The following is a 25773-nucleotide window of genomic DNA, read 5'->3' on the forward strand; positions in this document are numbered from 1 at the left end:
CAATTTGAGTAATAAACAAATATCGACTATTGTCTACATACCTTTGTCAAAGTTTTAAACTTTGACAAAGGTATACGTAAAATAAAAATCAGTTCAAATCCGTGTCATCCGCGTGCTATAATAACGCCTGCTATGTAGACTTTTTAATAAAAAAGATTATTCTAATTCGATGCAATCAAAAACAGTGTTATTGAGAATCAAATCTGATATTTCAAATTCGCTGTCAATTCTTAAAATATTATCACAATCCTCAAGATCAAAATTCCATTGCACATCAGGCAGCAATTGCTGAAGTTCTGCAGTTGCCAATTCTAATTTCGATTTTGTATCGACAGATGTTTTAAAAACATAAATCATAATTTGCTCTTTTTTACAAGGCAAATTTCAACAAATGCTTTTGGAGTTAATAGGATTCTGTAAGCAATAATTAGGATTTATCAATCAATTTTCGGTATTGAACAGGACTAATTCCTTCGTGTTTTTTAAAGAAACGACTAAAGTAAGATTGATCTTCATGACCAACCTGCATAGCAATTTCGCTTATCGAAAGCGTAGTTTGGTACAATAAATATTTAGCTTCCAGAATAATGGTTTCCTCAATCATTTGAGTAGCAGATTTACCCGTAATTAATTTGATTGATTTGTTCAGATGATTTGGCGTAACATTTAGTAACGACGCATAAAAATTTACCTTATCAGGTTTGTTGAGGTTGGTGTAAATCAGTTCTTTAAATTTAGTTGAAAGAACCATTGCAGCCGTTCCGCTTTTGTTGGATTTGGTAACATTTTTATTCATTTCAAGAAACAAGGCCATCAAATACGACTGAATAAGATCAAAATTCATCGTTTCAGATTCCAAATATTCAGCTTGTAAACGATTTAGGATATTGATGATAAAAGCCGAATCTTTTTCAGGAACAGTAATTTTAGGATTTCCGGATATTTTCAGGAAATCAAAATCATTCAGCATTTCTCTATTTCCGAATTTTCCAATTAAAATATCAGGATGAAACTGGCAAATAAAGCCTTTATGTTTACTGTCAATATGTTCTATAGAGAAAATCTGACCAGCCGGAACTACAATAATTTCGTTTGGATTGGTATGACATTCCTCAAAACCAAGTTTCATAAGATGTGTTCCCGAAGTAATAAAAATTAGCGTATGGCAATTGTGTTTAGAAGGCGGAACAGGATGTTGAAGCGACATTATTTCTTCTATCCGTAAACAGAAAAAGTGATCCAGATTGGCTCTGAAAAGATGGTGAATAGGATTTTCCCTGCCTAAAAATTTTTCGCGAAATCCCTGAGAATCATACGTTTTTACTTTTTCGTTTAATTTTGTTTTCATAACTAATAATACAATCTAAAGTCCAACAATTTGCAAAGCGCATAATGCTTTTGGTACAGTTCTTCAACAACTTCGGTAATATCATCATTGTCCTGATAAAGACTAAAAAAAGCTTTATCGATAGTACTGCAGCTTGCAATTTTATTATAAGTAGACCCGTAACCTGAAATTGCCCTTGCGCCTGTGATATCCAGGAAATATTGAGCTTCGTCGTCGTTTAAGTCTAGTATTTTCTTGTTGGCAAAATGTATTATTTTCCCTTTCATTTTTCCTTCAAACAATTCTGCTATTTCTTCAAGGCTATAATAATAATCATGAAGGCAGATATTGTTGGGTTCACCGGGCATAACGAGATAAATAATTTCATAATCCTTAAAATTATGATCTTCATAAAGCAGCACATTCAGGCTTTCTTCTAAACCTTCAATCGTATCGCAGGTTTTATAAATACTTGCAATGCCTTGATCGATAGCGATTTCTTCCAGATTTTTAACTACATCAGTAGTTATAATAGTATCTACATCAGGAACGCCTTCAAGGCAGAAAATAAATTTTTCATAATCCATACCACTACATTTTCTGGTTGCTGATCGTTTGTGAAAGACTTGCTTTTTACTTCGTTTTGGCAAATGTATTTTTTATTGGTGAAAAACAGCAACTTGGAGTGTTTTTTAACGCATTTTTGACATTCGTTTAAAAGTAGGAGTGGGTTTGGAGTTGTGGAGTAATGTATAAATCTTACAACAACAGAAATATGAATGATGAATTTTATTATTATAAAAAACGCAAAGCTGGATGACTTTGCGTAGCAGGAATATAGTATACTGGCTTAGGAATAAAAAGTTGTATGATAAGTAATGATTTGTATTTCATGTAAAAAGATCTTATGTTTCGTTTTTTGAAGAACCGAGCAAGAGAATCACAATCTCATGATGTTTTATTATTTTGCAAATAAAGCTTTCAAGGATGATTTTATTCAATACTTTGAGTAAAAGTTCCCATAACTTTGACTTCTTTTAATTTTATTGTAAACCAGCCAATATCATCATCATCAATTAAATAAACCTTTTTTTTATGACCAACTAAATCGGTTGCTTCTCCAAGATTATATTTTGTTAGAAAATCATAAGTAACAATCAAATCTTTATTTTTTCTTAGAAAACATTTTTTCTCTTTTATTTCTTCTGGGCTTATTGAATAATGATGTGTAAAAGTCATTAAAAGTTGATAATCGTTGAGATATCCAAAAACATAATAATAATTATAATATTTTATTTTTGTGTTTGACGTTATTTCTTCATTGACATGTTGATTAGCTTTATCTTTTTTGAAATAGATATAGATAGTATCAGATTTTTTAATTTTTTCAATGTCTTGTGATAATACTGATATTGGAATTAGTAATAAAATAAATAAACATAATTTTAAATTTCTAAGGGCGTAAATTTTGGCGACCATAATTATTGTATTGATTATAACTTTGCATTAATGTTTGATTAACTGTTATGTTAGGAGTTCCATCACTATTAAAAGTACCAATTTCGTTTTGAAAAAAGGAACAGTTTTGTAACCCTGATAAAGATAAATTATGATAAAAATCAGTCCAATTGAAATCAGTTCGAGGAGAATTATTATAAGGGATATGCATCCCTAAACCTGCCAAGGTACTACTTTCTTCCGAAGTAACTAAAAGATTCCTTATATCTGCAAGAACTGTCTTCATAGTTGGTAGCATATAATTATATATAAAATTATGCTGGTTTTGACCCTGAGAAAAACCATTATATAGCTCGTTAATAATGTTATAAAAATCTTGATTGTTTATGTTTGGAATACTCATTCCTTGTCCGGCATCGCATAATTTTACGTTTAAAAAGGCGTGAATACATTCATGCAAAATGGTTTTTGCAACGACTAATTTACTATTATTTTTAATGAAATTGGCATCAATACTAATTACGTTGTTTGTAGGGTCAATCAAATTTGTTTGTGTGTCACCGCTAGCACCGGTGGTAAGATTTCCAATTTGAAATTTCACATTATATTTAGTACTGTTTCCAAATAGATCTACAAATAATTTTTGAAATTCAGGTGATGTTGCTAATGCATCGTAAATGCTCATGAATTTTTTGTTTTCCGCTAAATTAGAATTATCTAATATAGAACTTAAATCTACATTAAAAGGAGATTTTTGTGAGTATTTAAAATTTTGTATAGAATTGCTAAGTTGTTTTGTGGCTGTAAATTGCCCATCCTCAAGATTATAAAGCATTTGTATAACAAAGGCTTTATTGATGGGAGAATCTCCTTCCTCGTTTAAAAAATCTAATAATTTCTTGCTATAAGCAAGCTCATTTACAATAGTGTATTTTTGTAAAACATTAAGTTCAAGATCGGGTCTAAAGAATTTTCTCAAAGCAAAATATACCCCCTCGCCTGTTGGGGTGTATGTTGTTGCGCCTCCTGATCCTCCACTCCAGGAAGTTTGAGTACCTGCGTTATTATTGCCAGAACCGCCAGATTCCTCTGAAACTCCGGAGCTTCCAGTGCTTCCAGTACCACTGCAATTACAACTTGTTAGTACATTAGGGTGGTCGCATCCAGCGTCAGCATGAGCAGGATGGCAATTACAATCGCTGATGATGCTTACGCAATAACAATCAATTCGGTTTATTTTAGAAGTTAGGGCGTTTTTTTTATAAACATCAAATGAGGACCCATAATAATTGTAAGCGCCATCATCCATTGGTTCTTTCGTTACTAATTTGGTTTCAATATTTGTATCTGTTATTTCTACTGACAGCGCATACAAAAAGGGAGAATTAATATCTGATTGTATGTATAAAGGAATACTGTAAGCAGCTTCATTTTTGTCGTTTTTTACAACAACAATATTTTTAAGATCTAAATAGTAATCCGTTTTTCCTGTATTCGTTTTTAGATTAGAAACAGGATTGTTCTCGATAAAGAAAGCTAATTCGTTATCCCTGTTTTTTAATTTCGCTAATAATTCATCGACACTTACTTTTTTAATGTATGTTGAACTTTTAGATTTTGTTTCGGTACTAATTTCTTCATTAGTTCCACAAGAGTTAATAGTTAATATAAAAATACTTAATAAGTAAAATTTTAGGCTTTTCATTTTTTATTTGGCTTTAATTTAAAAAAAATAAAAGTAAGTAAAAACTTTCATATTTATTATTAAAATAAAGAAATGACTTTAATTTAGTATTTTAAAACAACTACTTATTCTGTTTAAATTATTACAACAATTACTGTCAGAAATTCGAGAATTATATCCTTTAAAAAAGTTAAAAACCTTATAAATTATAATTTTAAAACAACCGATTGCTAGTTTTTAGATCTTTCTTTTAATTCTAAATAAAAAAAATTAAATAACTTATTTTAATAATTTTTCGCCCTATATATCATCAAATCACTTGATTTTTTTAATCTTATTCTCATTTCATTCAAATTTCAATTCCAAAAAATATTCATATTCTATCTTTTTATATTTTTTTTAAGATTTTAAACCAAACGCTTCAAAATCTATAATTTATTGATCCTTACTGTTTGATATTTTAATTAATATTTAAAAAATTAACATTAAAAATACGTATAACATATTTTTAAACGACTATTTTTTTGTAATTGTTAAAAATAATTAACACAACCGATTGCGTATTGTTTTAATTTATTTACATTTGTTTTTCAAATTACTTTTTAATAGATCAGGAACTATTAAATCGATACGTTCTTACCACTTTTTTTGAACTAACTAAACCAAACTATTAACTAACTAAAATCATTTTTATGACTAACTTTTTTATTATTAAAAGCAAATCAAAGCTCTTAAAATGTCTTGGGTTTTTGACTCTGATGTTTTTGTTTTCCTTAGGCGCCAACGCTCAAACGACGGTTACTGGAACTGTTTCTGATGCAAGCGGACCTATTCCAGGGGCAAATGTTATGGTTAAAGGCACAAAAACCGGCGTTGCAACTGGTTTCGACGGAAATTATTCTATTAGTGTTCCGGCAAATGGAGTACTTGTATTTAGCTTTCTGGGTTTACAAACCAAGGAAATTGCTGTTAACGGCAGAAATAAAATAAACGCAGTTCTTGAAGAAAATTCAAATGCACTTCAGGAAGTAGTGGTAATAGGTTACGGTACGCAGCGAAAAGAAGCTGTAACAGGTTCTGTTTCTTCAATAAAAGGAGATGTAGTTCGCGAAGTACCGTCGGCTAATATTACGCAGGCTTTGCAAGGACGTTTGGCAGGGGTTCAGATGACACAAACCTCATCAAAGCCAGGTGCCGAAATGCAAATTCGCATTAGAGGAACACGTTCTCTAACGGCAGACAATAATCCATTGGTCGTATTAGACGGAATTCCTTTTGCAGGATCAATTGGCGATATCAGTCCGGACAATATTAAAAGTATCGACATTTTAAAAGATGCTTCAGCAACTGCTATTTATGGTTCACGAGGTGCAAATGGGGTTATTTTGATATCAACGAATAAGGGACAAAAAGGTCAAAAGGCGAAGTTTACTTATAACACTTATAGTGGTTTAAAAAATATTTTTGCAAAATTTCCAATGATGAACGGGCAAGAATTTGTTGCTTTGCGTAAAGCAGCTACTCTTCCCGGTTCTACCACTCCGCTTTATTCAAATGGAACTGACGAAGCTGATAATATAAATACTGATTGGCAAGACTTGATTTTTGGATCTGGTATCGTAACAAATCATGATTTAGGTGTTTCAAGCGGATCTGAAAACGGCAACTATAATTTTGGTGCAAGTTATTACAAAGAAGAAGCAGTAGTACCTGGACAGGATTACAGCCGTTTATCATTACGAGGCGCTGTAGATCAGGCAATAGGTAAAAATTTTAAATTTGGTTTTACTACAAATAATAATTATTCGGTTTCAAATGGAAGCAATTTAAGTCTGTACAATACTTTAAGTACAACACCTATTTCAAATCCGTATAATCCGGATGGCTCTTTAAAAAGAACCGTTAAAATGCCATTAGATGAAAACTGGGTATATACAAGAGAAACCGTAAATAATTTAGGTGACAAATGGATCGATCAGACAAAATCATACAGTTCTTATAACACTTTATATGCGGAGTTAAAAATACCGGGTATCGAAGGCTTGAAATATCATATCGATTTAGGCGGTAATTTCCGTTCTACAAGTGGAGGTCAGTATACAGGAGAAGGCGTATTTAGTATCAATCCAACTACAGTTTCGACAGCTTCTATTACGAATACACTTAATACCAACTGGACGATTCAAAACTTGCTTACTTACGATCGTACTTTTGGAAAACATCAGGTTAATGCGGTTGCTATGTATTCTTCGGAACAAACTACATACAACAAATCACAAGTTTCTGCAAAGGATATTCCTTCAGATGCTTTCCAATTTTATAACTTAGGAAGAGCGGCGGGAGAAATTTCGATTAACCCGGACAATCAGGATTATCAAAAAAGCGGATTAATTTCTTATATGGCGCGTGCAATGTATTCATATGACAATAAATACATGGTTACGGCTACCGTTCGATCAGATGCTTCTTCAAGACTTGCAAAAGGACATCAATGGCATACGTATCCTGCTGTATCAGTTGGATGGAATGTTAAAAATGAATCCTTTATGCAAAATGTTAGTTGGCTGGATCAGTTAAAACTACGCGCTGGTTACGGAGAAACTTCTAACCAGGCAGTTGCTCCTTATTCTACACTTGGAAGTTTAAATTCAAGACCGTACAATTTTGGAGAAACCAATACAACCGGATATTATGTGTCTACGTTACCTAATCCAGGTTTGGGTTGGGAATATTCTACCACAGTGAATTACGGAGTAGATTTTGCTTTCCTTAAAAATCGTATAACAGGTACGGCTGAATATTATGTTACAGATACAAAAGATATTCTGCTAAGTGTAGGTTTGCCTCCAACAGCAGGTGTGGGAAGCTACACCGCAAATATTGGACAAACTCAAAATAAAGGGTATGAATTTACGCTTAACGGATCAATATTCGATAATCCAAATGGTTGGTCGTGGGATGTTGGCGTTAACTATTATTCGAACAAAAACAAACTTGTAGCACTATCTTCAGGACAAGACAGAGACGAAAACAACTGGTGGTTTGTAGGACATCCGATTGATGTGATCTTTGATTATGAGAAAATTGGACTTTGGCAGGAAGGAGATGCAAATCTTACCAAATATGAGCCAGGAGGAAATGTAGGTATGATTAAAGTAAAATATACCGGAGATTTTAATGCAGATGGAACACCAACAAGACAAATTGGACCAGCAGACAGACAAATAATAGATGTGAATCCTGATTTTCAAGGAGGTTTCAATTCTCGTGTATCGTATAAAAATTTAGATCTTAGTGTAGTTGGAGCTTTTCAAAGTGGCGGAGTTCTTATCAGTACGCTTTATAGCTCATCAGGTTATCTTAATATGTTGAGCGGACGTAGAGGAAATGTAGAAGTAGATTACTGGACACCTGAAAACACAGATGCAAAATATCCAAGACCAGGCGGAATTACAAGCAATGATAATCCAAAATACGGCTCTACTTTAGGATATTTTGATGCTTCATATGTTAAAATTCGTACGATTACCCTTGGTTATAATATTACCGAAAAATTTATTAAAGACCTTGGTGTTGATAGATTTCGTCTTTACTGCACCGTGCAAAACCCATTCGTAATCTATTCACCTTACCACAAAGAAACAGGTATGGATCCGGAAACCAACTCGTATGGTAACGAAAATGCAGCAACAACCGATTTTTACAAAAGACGTTTGCTGACATTAGGAACAAACACGCCTTCAACGCGTACCTTCTTGCTAGGGCTTAATTTAACATTTTAAAAAAAGATAACGATGAAACCGATACAAATAAAAACTTTTATGGTAACAGCGATAATAACGCTGTTCCTGGGAGCATGTTCTAATGTTTTAGAAGAAGAGCCTCGCAGCATTTTTACTCCCGAATATTTTAAAACCGAAAAAGGGGTTGTTGGAGGATTAACGTCAATGTATGCTCACTTGCGCTATATCTACGGACAGGGTTACTACTACAATACGACCGAAACCGGAACCGATGAAGCAACATACGCACAAAGTGCAGATGCCAATTTTAAAGATATGGATCTTTCAGGAGTAGGATCAATTACGCCTTCTTCAAGCCGTACCGATGCATTGTGGCAGCCTGCATTTATTAATATCAATACTGCAAGTGGTATTATCGAAAATGCTCAGGCGATTGGAACCATATCAAACGCCATGATTTCTGAAGCCAGATTTTTTCGTGCATTTGATTATTTCCAGTTAGTGCAGACTTTCGGCGGAGTTCCGTTAGATTTGGGAGCAGGAGAACTTAAATTTAATACAAGTCCGTCAAGATTTTCAGTTAGAAATACCGTACCGGAAGTTTATACAAAAGCTATTTTTCCTGATTTAGTCCTAGCATCAAATGAATTGCCGGATGTGGGAAGAGTAAAAGGAGGCGTAACCAAAACAGCTGCCAGACTATTTTTGGCAAAAGCTTATTTAACATATGCGTGGTGGTTAAAAAATCCAAACAACATTCCAACTTATCCTGAAACTCCTCGCGTTGATCCTGACGGACATGATGCAGCATGGTATTTCCAGAAAGCTTATGATGTAGCAGCAACAGCAATCGATTCTCACGGCGCATTTGCGTTACAGGCAACTTATTATGACGTAAACGTAGGAAGTAATGACCGCAACAATGAAATCCTATTATACGCAGATCATACTGAAAAAAGCGAATTTTTTAATGCCAGCAGTCTTACCTATTCAAATGGTGCTGCACCCGAAAATTTTGCCGTTTGGATGATGACGCCAAATTATACCAACATAAGAAGTTCAGGCGTAAGCTCAGTACAACGTGAAGCTGAACAGCACTTAGGACGTCCTTACGTTCGTATGTGTCCAACAATTGGCGCAATCGCAAATACATTTGCAGACAAAACCAATGATTCTCGTTACGATGGTACCTTTACAACAGTATATCGTGGTAACTGGAACAAAGCGGGTAATACCAGCCCAACACTTAATAATGCGAATGGTTTACCTATTGCCCCGGGAGGTGCAGTACTTTCATTCCTGAATAATGAAGATCCATCGATTGCTTACAGCGCATCAAATGGAGCGGTTGGAGCAGGAGTTTTGGCAGGAAGATCAGATTTTGTTATCGCTCCAAGCGGTATCAGTAGAATTTTGTTTCCAGGTCTATGGAAACTGGGAGTTTACCGTACAGATGGTGCCGGAGGATTAGGTCAGCCAAATGCCGCAAGTACACGTCCTTACAATATTGCCAAATTATCAGAACTCTATTTAATAGCTGCAGAAGCGGCTGTAATGGGTGCTGCTCCTCAAGGCGGAAAAAGTGCCAGAGAATTAGTAAACGTTTTACGCGCCCGTGCCGGAAAATGGAGATTTGACAACAACGGAAATGTTGCTAAAACAGTAGATAATAGCGCTGCAATGGTTGCTGCAACGCCTGCAACTATTGATATTAATTATATTTTGGCAGAACGTTCACGTGAATATTTTGGTGAAGGATATCGTTGGTTCGATTTAATTCGTACTCAAAAATGGACAGAACTTTCAGGTTCATACCAAATTTGCGGAACTGCATACGGAGATCACACACCAGCAACTGTAACAAGAGACATAAAACCCTATCATTATTTACGTCCAATTCCACAAGTTCAGTTTGATGCAATGATTATGACAAGTTCAGAAAAAGCAGCATATCAGAATCCCGGATATTAATAAAAAATAGCATTTTTTCTATGATAAAGAATAAAAACAAGTTGGTTAAACGTAAAGTTTAAGATAGTTATAAGTGTTATTTTACAGTTTGATTTATAGCTAATTAGGTTTGTTTTTAGACGAAAGCCGAGAGTTAATTTCTTTCGGCTTTTTGTTGAAATAAAGAATAATAATCTGAGAACTAAATTATTTCTTCGGAATAAAAAATCACAAGTATCAAAATAGAATGTTTGCATTGAAACTAAAATGGACGCAAACCAATTAATCATACAACCAAAAAATGAACAACAAAATAGACCAACAAGCAGCAGATAATATCCGTGCTTTAGCCATTTCGATGGTCGAGAAAGCCAATTCAGGACATCCCGGAGGCTCAATGGGAGGTGCCGATTTCATGCACATTTTATATTCCGAATATTTAAAATACGATCCAACCGATATGCACTGGATTTTCAGGGATCGGTTTTTTATGGATGCCGGACATCTTTCGGCCTTGATGTACGCGCAGTATTATCTGCTTGGGAATTACGAAAAAACAGATCTTCAGAATTTCAGACAATGGGGATCCGTAACGCCCGGACATCCGGAAATTGATGTCAAAAGAGGAGTCGAAAACACATCCGGACCGCTTGGTCAGGGACACGCAATGGGAGTTGGAGCGGCAATTGCAGCCAAATTTTTATCAGCACGATTCAATAATTTATTCGATCATAAAATATACGGGTTTATAACCGATGGAGGCGTTCAGGAAGAAATCTCACAAGGTGCCGGACGTATTGCAGGACATTTGGGACTCAACAATTTTATTATGTTTTATGATTCAAATGATGTTCAGCTTTCGTCGATGACCGATGAGGTTACAACCGAAAATACGGCGATGAAATACGAATCCTGGGGCTGGAAAGTCATCACGATCGACGGACATAACCACACGCATATTCGCTCGGCCTTAAATGCAGCGCACGCGGAACTTGAAAGGCCAACACTTATTATCGGAAGAACCATAATGGGAAAAGGCTGCGTTACCGCCGATGGAACGATGTACGAAGGACAATGCGAATTGCACGGAAAACCTATTGGAGCTACAAAAGCAGACTTCGAAAAAACCTTGCTAAATCTGGGCGCAAATCCAGAAGACTCATTTGCGATTTATGAAGAAGTCGAAGCAGAATATCGAAAAATTTTAGCCAAAAAGACAAAAGAAGCAACAGATAAAAAAGCAAAATTTCAGGCTTGGGAAAATCAAAATCCTGAACTGGCTCAAAAGATAAAACAGTTTTTCAATAATGAATTGCCAAAGCTGGATTTCAGCAGTATAACCCAAAAAGCAAACGCAGCGACCAGAGATGCTTCGGCAGCAGTTTTAGGATATCTGGCTGAGAATGTAGAGAACATGATTGTGTCTTCTGCCGATTTATCGAACAGTGATAAAACAGATGGTTTCCTTAAAAAATCATCGGTTTTGCAGAAGAATAATTTCAGCGGAGGATTTCTGCAAGCCGGAGTTGCGGAACTTACCATGGCGGCAATCGCCAACGGAATTGCACTTCACGGCGGGGTTATTCCCGTTGTGGCAACATTTTTCGTGTTTTCAGATTATATGAAGCCGGCAATTCGTCTGGCTGCTATTCAGGAACTTGCGGTAAAATATGTCTGGACACACGATTCCTTCCGCGTAGGCGAAGACGGACCAACGCACCAACCCATCGAGCAGGAAGCACAGATCAGGTTATTGGAGAAAATCAAAAACCATTCGGGAGATCATAGTTTGTTGGCACTTCGTCCGGCAGATGCAGTTGAAACTTCCGTTGCCTGGCAAATGGCATTAGAAAATAAGAAAACACCAACCGGACTTATTCTTTCCAGACAGGAAATCAAGGATCTTCCGTCAAGCGGAAATTCAAGATTTGAAGAAGCATCTCAGGCTAAAAAAGGAGGCTATTTGGTAAAATCAATTCAAAATCCGGATATCACTTTAATCGCAAACGGATCAGAAGTTGCCACACTTATCGAAGCCGCAACAGCATTAGAAAATAGCATCGACATCAAGATAAACGTAGCTTCTATAATCTCAGAAGGTTTATTCAGGTCACAATCAAAAGACTATCAGGAAAGTGTTATTCCAAAAGACGGATTGGTTTTCGGACTTACAGCGGGACTTCCGGTTAATCTGGAAAATTTGGTTGGCAGCAGCGGAAAAGTTTTTGGTTTGGATCATTTTGGGTATTCAGCTCCGGCTTCTGTTTTGGATGAGAAATTCGGATTTACAAGCAAAAATGCTTCCGAAGAAATTTTGAAATATTTAAAAGAAAATAATTACAGTATATAATAATAATGTTTTGAATTTCAATAAATACAATAATTCGACAGATTTAAAATAATACTTGCTTACGTTATTTATATTATTTAACTTACATAATAATTTAACAAAATCCGTTTTTAAAATAAAAATTTGAAACGGATTTTTCCTTTGATATGGTCGTTTATACTATATCTTTGCCGCCATATTTATGGGCAAAAATGACGAAAAATAAAATAAATAAATGATAATTTTAGGAGATAAAGAATATTACAAAGGAATTGGTCAGATTAATTTTGAAGGAAAAGATTCAGATAATCCTTTAGCATTTAGATATTATAATCCAAATCAAATTGTCGCCGGCAAGACAATGCGTGAACATTTTAAGTTTGCAGTTTCATATTGGTATAGCTTTGGCGGAAATGGTGCTGATTTACACGGACACGGAACTCATAATTTAACCTGGAACGAACTCAGAGAACCTATTCAGGCGGCAAAAAACAGGGCCGATGCTGCTTTTGAATTTATTGGCAAAATGGGATTCGATTATTTTTGTTTTCATGACCATGATTTGGTTCAGGAAGGGCAAACTTTTGGACAATCAGAATTGCGATTGGCTACAATGACAGAATATCTAAAAGAAAAAATGGCAGCGTCAGGAATTAAGGTTCTTTGGGGAGCGGCAAATTGTTTTTCGAATTCCCGTTATATGAACGGCGCGGCAACAAATCCGGATTTTAAGGTGGTTGCCAGAGCTGCAGCGCAAGTAAAACTGGCTATGGATGTAACAATTGCCCTTGATGGCGAAAGTTATGTTTTTTGGGGAGCGCGCGAAGGATATATGACTTTGCTTAACACGGATATGAAACGCGAACTGGATCATTTAGGACAGTTTTTTATCCAGGCAAGAGATTATGCAAGGTCGCAGGGTTTTAAAGGAAATCTTTTAATTGAGCCAAAACCTATGGAACCCTCTAAACATCAATATGATTTTGATTGTGCTACGACTATTGGTTTTTTGTGTAAATATGGTTTAGAGAAAGATTTTAAATTGAATATAGAAGCAAATCACGCCACATTAGCACAGCATACTTTTCAGCATGAACTTGAAGTTGCGGCAAATGCCGGCATGCTTGGCAGTATTGACGCCAATAGGGGAGATCATCAAAATGGCTGGGATACAAGTCAGTTTCCAAATAATATTCAGGATGTTACAGAGGCGATGTTGGTTTTTCTTAAAGCAGGAGGACTTCAGAGCGGCGGAATAAATTTTGATGCCAAAATCAGAAGAAATTCAACAGATATGGAAGATATTTTTCTCGCACATATTGGCGGGGCTGATGTTTTTGCAAGAGCCTTATTAACGGCAGATAAAATTATATCATCGTCATCTTATGAAACTTTAAGAAAACAGCGTTACAGCTCTTTCGATTCCGGAAAAGGAAAAGAATTTGAAGAAGGCAAGCTAAATTTTAAAGATTTATATGCCATTGCCCGAGAAAATGGCGAACTGGAATTACAAAGCGGAAAACAAGAACTTTTCGAAAATATTATCAATAGATATATCTAAGTAAATATTCAGATAAATTTAAATTATTATAAAATTCAACCTCTAAAGTCATTTTGATTTTGGAGGTTTTTTTGTGAATTATGCTGCAATTATTAAATTTTTCAGGCAGAACGAATTGGGCTTCGATTCAATTTTGAAATTTAAAATCATGCTTCTTTAATTGCTGGTACTGTTTTGCCTTAATTGTTTCTTCTCTAATGCATTGATAGTGCTGACTCAAAAATAATTTATCAGAAAGGGATTAACAATTATCTTCAAAAAACAATTCTATATAGGATTTTTGTTTATTTTTATTTCGGATAATCAGATAGTTGGTAAGTGAATATTTACTGATAATCTTCAGATTTGTTTTTACAAATGATATTATAAATGTTTTCAGAATCTTTTATTTCTAATAAGGAGTAACCGAAAATCCTTTAAAGAGTAGGTAAATTTAAGATTATAAATTATGAATGTAGTAAAATATCAAATTGAAGAGAATAGCAATCAGATAAATATAGCAGTAAATATAATAACTGCCGATGGTGCTTTGGTTACAGCAGATGTAGATTTATACTTAAATGACAAAAAATATCTTAAAGGAGAATCAAAAAATGGTGAGCATTTTATAAGTGAATCTCCTCTTGGAATTGCAAATGAGCTGGCAAATGGTTTATTGGTAATAGAAGCAGATATGGATTTAAAACTTATCGAAAAAGATTTTTGGGAAGATACTTTTAAAAACTTAAGTGTCGAATATATTTTGAAAGGGGGAAAAGAAGACAAAAGCTTTAAACTTGAAACAGAAGATATTAAATACAAAAGTGATTCCGGCAGAATTATTATTACCAAAAAATATATTTTCCTAAAACGAGTTAAATCATGAAAAAGATAATTCGAATACTAGTACTTAGTCTGATACTTATTTCAAGTGTGCAGGCACAAGAAACAGTGAAATTAAAGGATTTAAAAACGCCTAATTCTCCGGGTTTTCAAATTCTTGACGTTGCCCCTTCGTCTATAGAACGACCAACAAATCCAAAAGCTTTTGCAGCAACTTTAATGAGTTTAACAAGTAATGGCACTGCGATTCCAAAAAACTTTGCTTTGGAATTTTCGCCTTTTTGGACGTTTAAATCAGATTCTGTAAGTAGTGTTCACAAATATCTTAACATTAGAAAAGATAATAATTCGAATGCTTTTAGCGGAATTTTTAGAAAAATGAGTCTTTCACTAGCTTCAACTTTTAGTGATTCTACATCAGGAAGTTTGCTTAAAAATACCAATTATATTGCTTTTGGGGTTAGAACTAATCTCGTTACCATTAGAACAAAAGCGCAATCTGATAAAATCTACAAAGCATTGTCTAAATATTCTAAGAAAGTTAGAGAGCTAAGAACCCATAAAGCTGAGTTGGATTCGCTAAATAATGAATTGGCCAATAGTATCGCGCTATCAGAACAATTAAATGATAATTTGGAAGATGTTACGGGTGATGAAAAGAAAGATATACAAAAAAAATATAACGAACAGATTGCTAAACAAACTGTGATAGGTTTAAAAATTGTTGCCATAAGCCAGGCTCAGCCCAATGAATTAGAAAAAGCTTTAGATGATGATAAAGACATTCAAAGCTATTACAAAGTCTTTGCAGAACTTCCGGTTTTTCAATTGGATGGTGCTTTTGCGTATTCAGAAGCTTTATCAAATAATCAATCGGATAACAGGCGTTTTAACAGAAGCGGATTTTGGCTTAACGGAGCTTACAATATCAATAATCTTAAAGTTGATGATAATTTATTAAACGGAAGTTTTTCAATAATAGGATCTGTTCGCTACATCAGCGATAATATTTTAGAAGTCAATACAACAGATGTTTTTAATAGAACGAATGCTTTTGATTATGGCGGAAGAATTCAATATACCATAAAAGATTTCTCTATATCGTATGAATATTTAAAAAGAGAATATTCAGATAATAGCAGCCTCAATAGTGATAGAAGTGTAGGTTTGATGGAATATAAAATTAATGATAACCTATATTTTACCGGAACTTATGGTAAGAATTTCGGAGAAGTAAACAGACTTTTTACCTTATTCGGAATCAACTACGGATTTGGAGATTCTAAATTAAAAACGGAAAGTGAATAATAATTATCTGAAAAAAATAATATAATTTATAAAAGTATTGTATGAAAGTAGGAATTTATATAAATGGATTAGGGCAGTCTCTCGCTGATGAAAACGGGATTGATTATGCAACGAGATTAGCCAATGAAATGAATAAAAATGACGATGACTTTGATTATAGTACAAAACTGGAAAAGATTGAATACGCTGCAGGGCAAAAAAGTAATATCATTTGTATTCTAAAAAAAGATAAAAATACAGCAGCTGAGGATATTATTTATAAATTTTATGAATTTCAATACAATGAAGCCTTAACGAAAAGTTACACCAACAAAAACCTGATCTATAAAAATTACCTGTTGTTTACTATCGTGATTACTAAATTCCCTATTCTGATATGGAGAAGTATTGCGCGTACCAAAGAATATAAATTTACCATTCAAACGTTATATATCTTTTTCATTTTTTTAGTGATTGCCCTGTCTATTTTACTAATGGTTCCGGCTACTTTGGCCTTATTTTTAAATGATGGTTTAATAACGGCAATAAAAAATGTTTCCTGGATATATGGGCCTTTGCATTATTTGGGAATTACGAAAAAAGGTATAGTCGAAACTTCAGAGATATTTGTTCCCATAATAGCTTTAATCATGTTAATCATACCAAAAGCTAATTTGATCATTGCAGGATTGGCGACTGAATTTGTAAGTGCACATTTATATCTTCAATACGCTGAACAAAAAGGAATTATCTTGGGAAGTTTAGATCTTCTCTATGAATATATTGTTAATAATAACAAGGATGCGGAAATACATGTTCATGCCTATAGTTTTGGATCCCTGATCGCATTGGATTATTTATATCCTTATAAAAGAGAACTCACAGGCAATACATTAAAACGAACAAAGGGTTTGATTACCATTGGAACTCCTTTTGATTTTATAAGCAGTTATTATCCTAATTATTATGATGATCGCGGTACTGAAATTGAATCAAAAATAAAGTGGATTAATGTATATTCTATTACCGATACTTTGGCGAGTAATTTTAGAAATGATTCTAATGCAGGACCTGCGGATTATGGGATTACCAAAACGGGAATTCTGCCAGCCAACATTAATTATGAAGTGATAATTGCTACTAATTTCGGGCTTTTAAATTATATGCTTTTAAATAATTTAAAAGTGCACGGTATGTATTGGAGTGAAACCACCAATGGCAAAAGCTGTTTGGATCCTATTTACATGAAAATGGTTCAATTGCAAATGATATAACCTGAACTTTTGGAAATCTCAGTATTAGATTTACTAAAATTTGATACAATTTAGAACAGCCAATTCCATTATCCTCCATCTTAAATTTGTTAGTTTTGAATGAATGATATTTCATTTTCAAAACAATAAAAAAGATCTAAAATGGTGAACGAAAGAGTGATGGAGAAGTTGGGCATTTTGGCGGATGCAGCCAAATATGATGTCTCGTGTTCATCGAGTCAAAGCAACAGAAAGAATAAAGATAAAGGATTAGGAAATTCTAAAGGAATGGGAATTTGTCATTCTTATACCGAAGACGGACGTTGTGTGGCGTTGCTGAAAATTTTACTCACCAATCATTGTATTTTTGACTGTGCGTATTGCGTAAGCAGAAAAAGCAACGATGTTAAACGTGCCGCTTTTACAGTGCAGGAAGTTGTTGATCTTACAATTGGTTTCTACCGAAGAAATTATATTGAAGGATTATTTTTGAGTTCCGGTATTTTTGATAATCCGGATTATACGATGGAACGTTTGGTCAGGATTGCCAAGAAATTGAGGTTAGAACACAATTTTAATGGCTATATTCACCTAAAAGCTATTCCCGGAGCAAGTGACGAATTGCTGCAGCAAGCCGGAATTTACGCAGATCGTTTAAGCGTAAATGTTGAAATGCCAACAGAACAAAGCCTCAAATTACTAGCCCCGGACAAGAATCACATTGATGTGATTAAACCCATGGAATATCTTAAAGAGGAGATTGCCGGTCATAAAGAAGAAAGAAAACAAAACTACAAAGCACCACTTTTTGCTCCGGCAGGACAAAGTACCCAGATGGTAATTGGCGCTACAAAAGAAAGTGATCTCGAAATTCTGGGCATGGCAGATTATTTCTATCAGCAAATGAACATGAAACGTGTTTATTATTCCGGATATGTACCCATAAGTTATGACAATCGATTGCCGGCTATAGGAACGCCAGTTCCTGTAATACGCGAAAACAGGTTATATCAGGCTGATTGGCTGATTCGGTATTATGGTTTTAATGTAAATGAAATTGTAGGTTTCAATCAGCCCAATCTCGATCTCGATATTGATCCAAAACTAGGTTGGGCGTTACGAAATCTGAATCAGTTTCCCGTAGATATCAATACTGCTGATCTGGAACTGATCAAACGTATTCCCGGAATTGGTTATTTAAGTGCCCAGAAAATTGTCGCGGCCAGAAAATTTAAAAGACTTATTCCTGAGGATTTACAAAAAATGGGAATTGCGTATACGCGTGCCAAATATTTCCTGGCTTTTGCAACACCATTTCAAATTCAAAAAGACTTAACGGCGATTCAGATCAAAGCTCATATTTTGAATTTTCAATCCAGTAAATACAAGAACGATTTTTCGAGTCAACTTTCATTATTTTAATGCCAAATGACACAAATAATTTACGACGGAACCTATGAAGGCTGGCTTACGGCGGTTTTTGAAATTTATGATTATAAACTAAATGATATTGTTTTTGCTAAAGATGAAGCTTCCGGTGGATTGCTTTTTTCAGATAAACATTTTGTTGTAACAGAAATTACAAAAGCAAATCGGGTTTTAGATGGTTTAAGAAAACGGCTTTCAAAAAACGGTCTGAAAAGCATTTATTATACTTTTTTATCAGAAGTAGATAAAGCGGAGGAAATCATGTTTTATTTTGCAAAATATGCGCTTTCAAGTGCTGAAAATATCGAAGAAGATTTTGGAAATCCTATCGTATGGAATATCAGAAAAGCAGACAGACTTGTCATGAAAGAAGCCCATCGTATGGAAGCCTTTGTCAGGTTTAAACTCACCAAAGACGAATTATATTATGCCATTGTTGAACCCGATTGTGATGTGCTGCCTGTGATAGAAAGCCATTTTAAAAGCCGTTACGCAGATCAACGCTGGTTAATTTATGATGCTAAACGCAAATACGGCATTTATTACGATCTCGAAAATGTTTCTACAGTTGAATTGCAATTTGATGCACAAGCATCTTCTTCAAAATTTCTGGCTGAAATATGCGATGAAGGAGAAGAATTTTTTCAGAACCTATGGCGTCAATATTTTAAAAGCGTCAATATTGAATCCAGAAAAAATACAAAACTTCATCTTCAGCACATGCCAAAACGATATTGGAAAAATTTGATAGAAAAGATTCCGGATATGAAAAGATCATAATTTGAAACATACTATAAAACCCTTAAACATTGATTTATTTAAGGGTTTTTATTTTTTCTAAATTATACTTTAAAGCAATTGCAGCTTTTTATCTTTTTGCCTTTTTGCAAGAGAAGGCTGCTCAAAATAGGAGGTAAGTTCTAAGGAATAAATGACGCTGGTAATTTTCCATTTTCCATCTCTTTTAATTAAAGTTAAATACTTGCCGCCCCAATTTGTCATTTTGTTATTGGCCCAAAAACTATAATCCATTGTTACAGCTGCAACGGTTCCGTCTTCGATAATATGAACGTTATCAAATTTATCTTCGGTAGATTCATAACCAAATAAACCTCTTAAAAAACCTTTGTAACTTCCTGAAAAATAATTGGACCCGGCTTTTTCTTTGCCTCTCTTTTCTACTTCTTTACTTTGAGATTTATCTTTAAGAGCGGCGCACCACGTTACGGTTCCATCATTAAATAAATTATAAAAAGTGACAGAATCTTTTTTAATAACGCTTTCGCTATATAGTTTTATAATCTCGTTTATTGCAACTTTATCAGTAGTTTTTTGCTGTGGATATAAATGCTGAATCGTAATCAAAAGCATGAAGGTTAGTAGTTTTATAGATTTCATTTTTCTATTTTTTACGATTATTAATCCATTTGTACTCAATCGTTAGTCCGTCATATCCGTAAGCATCTGCTTTCATTTCTTCAATAGCCGTATAACTTACCGGATGAATAGTGCCAAGACGTGATGTCAATGCCTGATGAACAGCTTCGATATATTTGGCTTTATCTTCTTTTAGATTGGTAGAATCAGAAATTTTAATGGTAAGATGAAAACTATTGGTCTTTAATTCAGTCAGGGATTCTGAATTTATAAACCAAAAATCATTTGGAGTAAAGGAAACGGTTACAACCGTAACTTCCGGTTTTTTGTTTAGAACCTCTTTGGTCAGGCCACTGATTGTAAGTGCTAATTCTTTTGCTAAAGCGGGATTTTCTTCACCGCTTATTTTTAAATTGATTATAGGCATACTTCAAATATTTAAATTAATGAAGTACAAAGCTCAGTATATCAATACTATTATTTATTGATGTATGTTAAGAGTTTTATTCGGCTGAGGGATTCCGGTTTAATGCCCAGATAAGAAGCAATATGATACTGAGGAACTTTTTGTTCGATGCCCGGATAAAGTTTTCGAATCATTTCTAATCTTTCGGCTGCGGAATTTTTAAGGAAAGAGGTTTCTCTTTTACATTTCCGAATAAAATAAGAATCGGAAATGTATTTGGCCAGTTTTAGAAAATCAGTGTCTTTTTCTATTAGAGCATGAAATTGTTTATGCGTAATATAATAAACCTGCACATCGGTTAAGGCTTCTATATTGCAATTCGTAGGCATTTGAGTTAAAAAACTGGTGTAGGCACTTGCGAAGCTATTTTCGAGATAAAAATCATTATTAAACTCACCATCATTATTTTGAATATAAGATCGCATTGTTCCTGAAATTATGATTGCTATAAAATCACAAACAGCACCTTCCTGAATCAAATACTCTTTTTTCTTTAGGTTTTTGATGTGCAATTCTTTGTAAAAAACTTCAAAATGATGATCGCTTAATCCTAACACTTCCGTGAAAATAACTCTTAATGATTCCATTATTTTTAAAATAAAATAGATTTAATATCCGTAAGGCTTGGATTTCTAAAATACTGATTCTATAAATTGAAGCATATTAGAAATTTAGAAAGTTACAATTGAATTATTAAAACAGGGTTTATTAATTTTCTACCAGTTCAATATCCATTGTTTTAATCAATCCGTCCTGAAAAGTGTAAATATGTTTTACTAATCCGTCAAACATTAAACCGCCTTGCAAATCTTTTACATTTTGATGTACCTTGACTTCCAGGCTTCCATTTTCTCTTTTATCAAAACCAACAGGTTCAACTTTAGGGTTTATTTCCGTCCATTGTCTGGTCCAGTATTCTTTAATTTCGTTGTGTCCGCTAATGTAACCGCCTTCCCAGGCTTTTGACCATTGCACATCTTCTTGCATTGTCGATAATGCATGGTCAATATTTCTTTCGTTAAAAGCAGAATAGGCTTTTTTGATTGTATCTTCGAATTGATTTGCCATTTTTCTTTAGATTTTCGTTTTGCTACTATAATTCACCTTGCAATTTAAGCATTTTGAGTTTATGAAATAAATTTCAAATAAGCATTTCAAAAGAATGTTTAAAAAAAAACAAACCCTTAAACGATGATGTTTAAGGGTTTGTTCCAGAAGAAAACCACTTCATAAAAGTCTATTTTGCATTAAAAGATTTTCCTGAAATCAATTTTGCGTTTATTAATCATTTTATGTTCTGATTGTTTATGAAATTTTATAAAATAGAATTTAAAATTAAAGAGCATTTTGTACCACATTTGGAACTTCCGGATAAGAATCTTCCAGAGCAGTTTGAATATCTTCTGCCGGATAGATTAATTGGGTCGTAACCTCCATTTTTATATTTTTTCCTTCAATTCCGCTGGCTACCAGTTTACGATCCCAGCCCGAAGTTAACATCCCATCTTGCTGACCTAAATCTACGCACGTCACATAATCTTTATAACTATATGCTTTTAAAGTTTCTGAGAATAAACTGTTAACAGCATTATGACCCGCAAATTTGCCAAGAAACATAGAGAACTGACAAGCCATAAGTGAGCTATTTCCTTCATCGTCAGTAGGAATATTGGCAACATCACCAGCGGCAATTACATTGTCATATTCTTTTAATTGCAGATATTGATTTACATGCAGGCGTCCCAATTTATCTTTTTCTCCTTTAAAAAAATTGCAAAGTGAACTTGCTACTAATCCAATTGTCGAGATAACTGTTTGTGAAGCTATAAAACGTCCATCACTTAATGTCGCTCCATTGTTTTTGACTGCAGCCATATATACTCCGCTTGCGATTGTTATATCTTTGGCTCTCAATGTTTCTATAACGTAATCCTGCGCATCAGGAGCATAATAATTGCCAACTTTGTGTGACTTTTCGATCAATACAACATTAAATTCAATGGCTTTTTTGTTAAGATCAGCTAGTATTTTATTTGCTTTTTCTTTGATAACGGTAACTACTTCAAGACCAGTTAATCCGCTTCCGGCAACTACAAAAGTTTTAGCGCCTTCGCCTTCAAAATTTTTATGCGCTAGTTGTGTTAAGTGATTTTCCAGTTTTTGGGCTCCGTTAAAAGTGTCTACATTAAAAGTATTTTCAATGCCCGGAATGTTTATAGCCTTTAAAACACTTCCTGAAGATAAAATCAAATAATCGTAATTTAAAATTCTTGAACCGCTTTCGGTAGCAACTGTTACGATGTTTTGTTCAGGATCGATAATTTCTGCTTTACCGATAATAAGTTTAATATTCAGCTGATTGAAATATTTATTCAGTTCAACTCTTAATCCTTCCAAAGAAACCTCATATAATCTTGGACGAATCGTTAAATATTGATCCATATTGACCAAAGTTACTTCAAGCTCATTTTCTTTTTTTAATTCACGACTTTGACGAATAGCACTCAAAGCACTCCAAAAACCCGCAAATCCACCGCCAATAATCAATAATTGTTTTTTCATTTCCTTTAAAATATTTGTCGCAAATTAAGGGAAATAATCCATATTTATAAGTAAATTCCTTCTTTTTTGTTTTGGGAATTTATTATTTAAAATTCATTTCAAATTTTTCAAACTGAAAATTATTTTTTATTAGTTTTAAATCAATAGATTAATAAAATAGAAAAAAACAAAATCTGAATTGTCGAGAGTTTAAATTAGCTTAAAATAATTCCAGTTGATTATTTGGATTTGAAGGTTTGTTTTTTGGAGGTTTTGCCTCTCCAAAAATAGTTCTTCCGCCATATTTATATGATTCGTCGCGTTCTTTTTGAATCAAGGCATCAAAGTTAGAATTGGGTGTAAAACTTTCTTCGGCTTTTCTTGAGATTTCAGATAATTTTTGAATGGCCTGAATTTTGTCCGTATTTCCAATTTTAGCCCGATTTATGGCTCTTTGCAAAGTATCAATTGTTTCGTCATAAATTTTTACGGGAACAGGAAACGGATGCCCGTCTTTTCCGCCATGAGCGAAAGAAAAACGCGCAGGATCTTCAAATCGGGTAGGAGTGCCGTAAATGATTTCACTAACTAAGGCTAAAGATTGCAGCGCTCTTGGTCCCATTCCTTTTAAAAGTAAAAGTTCTTCAAAATCTTCCGGTTTATTTTCGTGCGTTGTCCATAACATTGCGCCGAGTCTTTTCATATTAACATCTTCCATTCTCACATCGTGATGTGCAGGCATAGAAAGATATTGCATTTCCTTCATGATTTTTGTTGGCGATTCTTTCGATAATTCTAAAATACCTTCTCTGGATTTTTCGGCTGTCTGAGCAGTAAGATTTAAAATTGTTCCTTGATTTTCGCCGTAAATAAAAGTGTGAGGCTCATTTATAAAAGACTTTAAATCCTGCGAATGCCAATGATATCTTCTGGCGGTTTTAGAGTTAGGGTTCATTCCCTGCTGAATAACGGCCCATTGTCCTTTATTATCAACAATAAAATTATGCTGGTACAATTGAAAACCGTCCTGAATAGCTGTATTATCTACTTTTGCGGTAAGTCTGCTGCAGTTTGCAAGATTGTTGCCGTCAAGACCGGTTTTTTCGCCCACAAATAAAAGTTCTTGTGGCGTTAACATCGAATGTTTGCCTTTTCCTCCGCAGATATAAATTCCGAGTTCTTTCGAATGCGGGTTTACGGACTTTTTTAATGCGCCAAGTACCGAAGTTGTAATTCCGGAAGAATGCCAGTCCATTCCCATTACGGCACCAAAACTTTGAAACCAGAAAGGATTGCTTAATTTGCTTATTACTTCGGAAGTTGAAAATTCTAAGGCAATTGTTTCGACAATTGCAAAACCAAGTTTAGACATTCGGTCAGCAAGCCATAACGGAACATGTCCGTAATGTAAAGGTAAATCTGCTGTGCCTGAACGTTTCATTTAGTGGAATTTATAGTTATACAAAAATAAATAAAATACGCTTAAATGCTGGTGCGATCGAAAAGTTGTTCCAGATTGTAACTTTTATTTTTCTTTTTTAAACCATTAAAACAGAAATCTGATTTTATATCGGTTTACAGAAATTATTTCCCGTGTAGTAATTTTTCTAAATATTCTATTTTATCTTTTTCAGCTTGCAGCAAACGTTCGTAAAGTTTTTTGTTTTCTTCAAAAGATTCCACAAGTTTATCTAATGGATTGAAAGTACAATAATTTGAATTTACAGGACCATTTAGAGTACTGTCATTAAAAGTATTGAAATAATTAACCATATTTTCTTCAGTAAAGTTTTTTATAGCTTCAACACTAACTCCAAGTGCTTTTGCTACTTCTAAAAGCTTTTCGTCATCAATAGTTTCGCTGTTCTCTATTGCAGATACCGTTTGTTGAGATGTTCCTAAAGCTTGTGCCAAAGCTTCTTGCTTCATGTCTTTCAGTTCACGAATACGGCTAATTTTTCGCCCTATATGACTTGGTTTTGATAGTGTGCTCATAGTTCAAAGATATTCAAAATTCTTTAAAATTTTCTGGTTTGGTAAAACACGTTGCTATAGCAGTAAGATACGTTTAATAACAAGATCTTGTGTTTATTGCGTGTTTAAACAAAAGTACGATTTTTTGGACAATGTTGTGATTGAAAGAATGAGTTATGAAAAGAATTATTAAGGATGAAAGTGAAGCAAGTTAAACCTTAAAGTTTTTCTTCTTCTAAACCATCAACGGCAGAAATCTGATCGAGGATATTGGTTTGGTTTGGCGAAATGTAGTTTTTGACTTCGCTTGGGGTTTCTTTTTTAAAAAGAATATCTAATGCATTGTACAATTTTAATAAAACATCCTTGTCTTCTTTCGCTATATCTAAAGCCGTATTAAAATTAAAAACATAATTATTAGAATTACGTACTTCTACTTTTATAGTTTTTGATGTGATTTTAAATTTGACTATATCCATGTTGTTTATTACTTAATTTGCTGGGCAAAGTTATCGTAAATATCTTGAAAATTTTAAATATAAACCAAAACTAGGATAGAGAATTGCGAGGTCA

22 protein-coding genes are annotated in these 25773 nt (G+C 34.0%); 9 read left to right on the forward strand and 13 right to left on the reverse strand.

What is annotated here, in order from left to right; all coding sequences use genetic code 11:
* Positions 1–156: 156 nt before the first annotated feature.
* The 5 genes from ACZ0AH_RS04575 to ACZ0AH_RS04595 all read right to left on the reverse strand — a co-directional run bounded on the left by ACZ0AH_RS04575 (position 157) and on the right by ACZ0AH_RS04595 (position 4490).
* Positions 157–357: a hypothetical protein gene (locus ACZ0AH_RS04575; protein WP_463474668.1), complete on the reverse strand. Its 201-nt coding sequence runs from the start codon at positions 355–357 to the stop codon at positions 157–159.
* A 70-nt stretch (positions 358–427) separates the two neighbouring features.
* Positions 428–1348: a helix-turn-helix domain-containing protein gene (locus ACZ0AH_RS04580; protein ID WP_463474669.1), complete on the reverse strand. Its 921-nt coding sequence runs from the start codon at positions 1346–1348 to the stop codon at positions 428–430.
* A gap of 2 nt (positions 1349–1350) precedes the next feature.
* A complete protein-coding gene (locus tag ACZ0AH_RS04585) occupies positions 1351–1914 on the reverse strand; it encodes a DUF6642 family protein (protein WP_463474670.1) in 564 nt (187 codons plus the stop codon).
* 406 nt (positions 1915–2320) lie between these two features.
* Entirely contained in the window at positions 2321–2806 is a 486-nt protein-coding gene (locus ACZ0AH_RS04590; RefSeq protein ID WP_463474671.1) for a hypothetical protein, read from the reverse strand.
* Entirely contained in the window at positions 2781–4490 is a 1710-nt protein-coding gene (locus ACZ0AH_RS04595; protein WP_463474672.1) for a hypothetical protein, read from the reverse strand. The genes ACZ0AH_RS04590 and ACZ0AH_RS04595 overlap by 26 nt, the downstream gene beginning before the upstream one ends.
* Positions 4491–5161: 671 nt before the next feature.
* Here ACZ0AH_RS04595 and ACZ0AH_RS04600 point away from each other — a divergent pair.
* The 9 genes from ACZ0AH_RS04600 (at position 5162) to ACZ0AH_RS04640 (ending at position 19622) form a co-directional block, all read left to right on the forward strand.
* Positions 5162–8251, forward strand: coding sequence for a SusC/RagA family TonB-linked outer membrane protein (locus ACZ0AH_RS04600; protein ID WP_463474673.1), 3090 nt, complete (start codon positions 5162–5164; stop codon positions 8249–8251).
* A gap of 12 nt (positions 8252–8263) precedes the next feature.
* Complete coding sequence (locus ACZ0AH_RS04605) at positions 8264–10183, forward strand: RagB/SusD family nutrient uptake outer membrane protein (protein WP_463474674.1); 1920 nt, start codon at positions 8264–8266, stop codon at positions 10181–10183.
* Between the two features lie 280 nt (positions 10184–10463).
* Positions 10464–12512, forward strand: a complete 2049-nt coding sequence (locus ACZ0AH_RS04610; RefSeq protein WP_463474675.1) for a transketolase family protein — start codon at positions 10464–10466, stop codon at positions 12510–12512.
* A gap of 214 nt (positions 12513–12726) precedes the next feature.
* Positions 12727–14052 (forward strand): xylose isomerase, encoded by a 1326-nt coding sequence (gene xylA / locus ACZ0AH_RS04615; RefSeq protein WP_463474676.1) that lies wholly within the window; start codon positions 12727–12729, stop codon positions 14050–14052.
* Between the two features lie 448 nt (positions 14053–14500).
* Positions 14501–14917 carry a hypothetical protein gene (locus tag ACZ0AH_RS04620; RefSeq protein ID WP_463474677.1) on the forward strand — a complete coding sequence of 139 codons (417 nt, stop codon included), beginning with the start codon at positions 14501–14503 and terminating at the stop codon, positions 14915–14917.
* Positions 14914–16182, forward strand: coding sequence for a hypothetical protein (locus tag ACZ0AH_RS04625; RefSeq protein WP_463474678.1), 1269 nt, complete (start codon positions 14914–14916; stop codon positions 16180–16182). The genes ACZ0AH_RS04620 and ACZ0AH_RS04625 overlap by 4 nt, the downstream gene beginning before the upstream one ends.
* Before the next feature lie 41 nt (positions 16183–16223).
* Positions 16224–17435, forward strand: a complete 1212-nt coding sequence (locus ACZ0AH_RS04630) for a hypothetical protein (protein ID WP_463474679.1) — start codon at positions 16224–16226, stop codon at positions 17433–17435.
* A 141-nt stretch (positions 17436–17576) separates the two neighbouring features.
* Positions 17577–18836 (forward strand): putative DNA modification/repair radical SAM protein, encoded by a 1260-nt coding sequence (locus ACZ0AH_RS04635; RefSeq protein ID WP_463474680.1) that lies wholly within the window; start codon positions 17577–17579, stop codon positions 18834–18836.
* Positions 18837–18842: 6 nt separating this feature from the next.
* Complete coding sequence (locus tag ACZ0AH_RS04640; protein WP_463474681.1) at positions 18843–19622, forward strand: TIGR03915 family putative DNA repair protein; 780 nt, start codon at positions 18843–18845, stop codon at positions 19620–19622.
* Positions 19623–19691: 69 nt separating this feature from the next.
* On the opposite strand, the gene ACZ0AH_RS04645 is transcribed toward ACZ0AH_RS04640, so the two are convergent.
* The 8 genes from ACZ0AH_RS04645 to ACZ0AH_RS04680 all read right to left on the reverse strand — a co-directional run bounded on the left by ACZ0AH_RS04645 (position 19692) and on the right by ACZ0AH_RS04680 (position 25679).
* Positions 19692–20240, reverse strand: a complete 549-nt coding sequence (locus ACZ0AH_RS04645; protein WP_463474682.1) for a Cif family virulence factor — start codon at positions 20238–20240, stop codon at positions 19692–19694.
* 4 nt (positions 20241–20244) lie between these two features.
* Entirely contained in the window at positions 20245–20646 is a 402-nt protein-coding gene (locus ACZ0AH_RS04650; RefSeq protein ID WP_463474683.1) for a tautomerase family protein, read from the reverse strand.
* A 50-nt stretch (positions 20647–20696) separates the two neighbouring features.
* Positions 20697–21272 carry a Crp/Fnr family transcriptional regulator gene (locus tag ACZ0AH_RS04655; RefSeq protein WP_463474684.1) on the reverse strand — a complete coding sequence of 192 codons (576 nt, stop codon included), beginning with the start codon at positions 21270–21272 and terminating at the stop codon, positions 20697–20699.
* A 121-nt stretch (positions 21273–21393) separates the two neighbouring features.
* Positions 21394–21753, reverse strand: coding sequence for a nuclear transport factor 2 family protein (locus tag ACZ0AH_RS04660; RefSeq protein WP_463474685.1), 360 nt, complete (start codon positions 21751–21753; stop codon positions 21394–21396).
* Positions 21754–22020: 267 nt separating this feature from the next.
* Positions 22021–23247, reverse strand: coding sequence for an NAD(P)/FAD-dependent oxidoreductase (locus ACZ0AH_RS04665; protein ID WP_463474686.1), 1227 nt, complete (start codon positions 23245–23247; stop codon positions 22021–22023).
* A 199-nt stretch (positions 23248–23446) separates the two neighbouring features.
* The gene (locus ACZ0AH_RS04670; RefSeq protein WP_463474687.1) at positions 23447–24667 is read right to left on the reverse strand and encodes a DUF763 domain-containing protein; all 1221 of its coding nucleotides are present in this window, start codon (positions 24665–24667) and stop codon (positions 23447–23449) included.
* A 143-nt stretch (positions 24668–24810) separates the two neighbouring features.
* Positions 24811–25221 (reverse strand): helix-turn-helix domain-containing protein, encoded by a 411-nt coding sequence (locus tag ACZ0AH_RS04675; RefSeq protein ID WP_463474688.1) that lies wholly within the window; start codon positions 25219–25221, stop codon positions 24811–24813.
* A gap of 197 nt (positions 25222–25418) precedes the next feature.
* On the reverse strand, positions 25419–25679 hold the full coding sequence (locus ACZ0AH_RS04680) for a hypothetical protein (protein WP_463474689.1): 261 nt from the start codon (positions 25677–25679) through the stop codon (positions 25419–25421).
* Between the last annotated feature and the right edge of the window lie 94 nt (positions 25680–25773).

Source organism: Flavobacterium sp. AC105 (genome assembly GCF_979258495.1).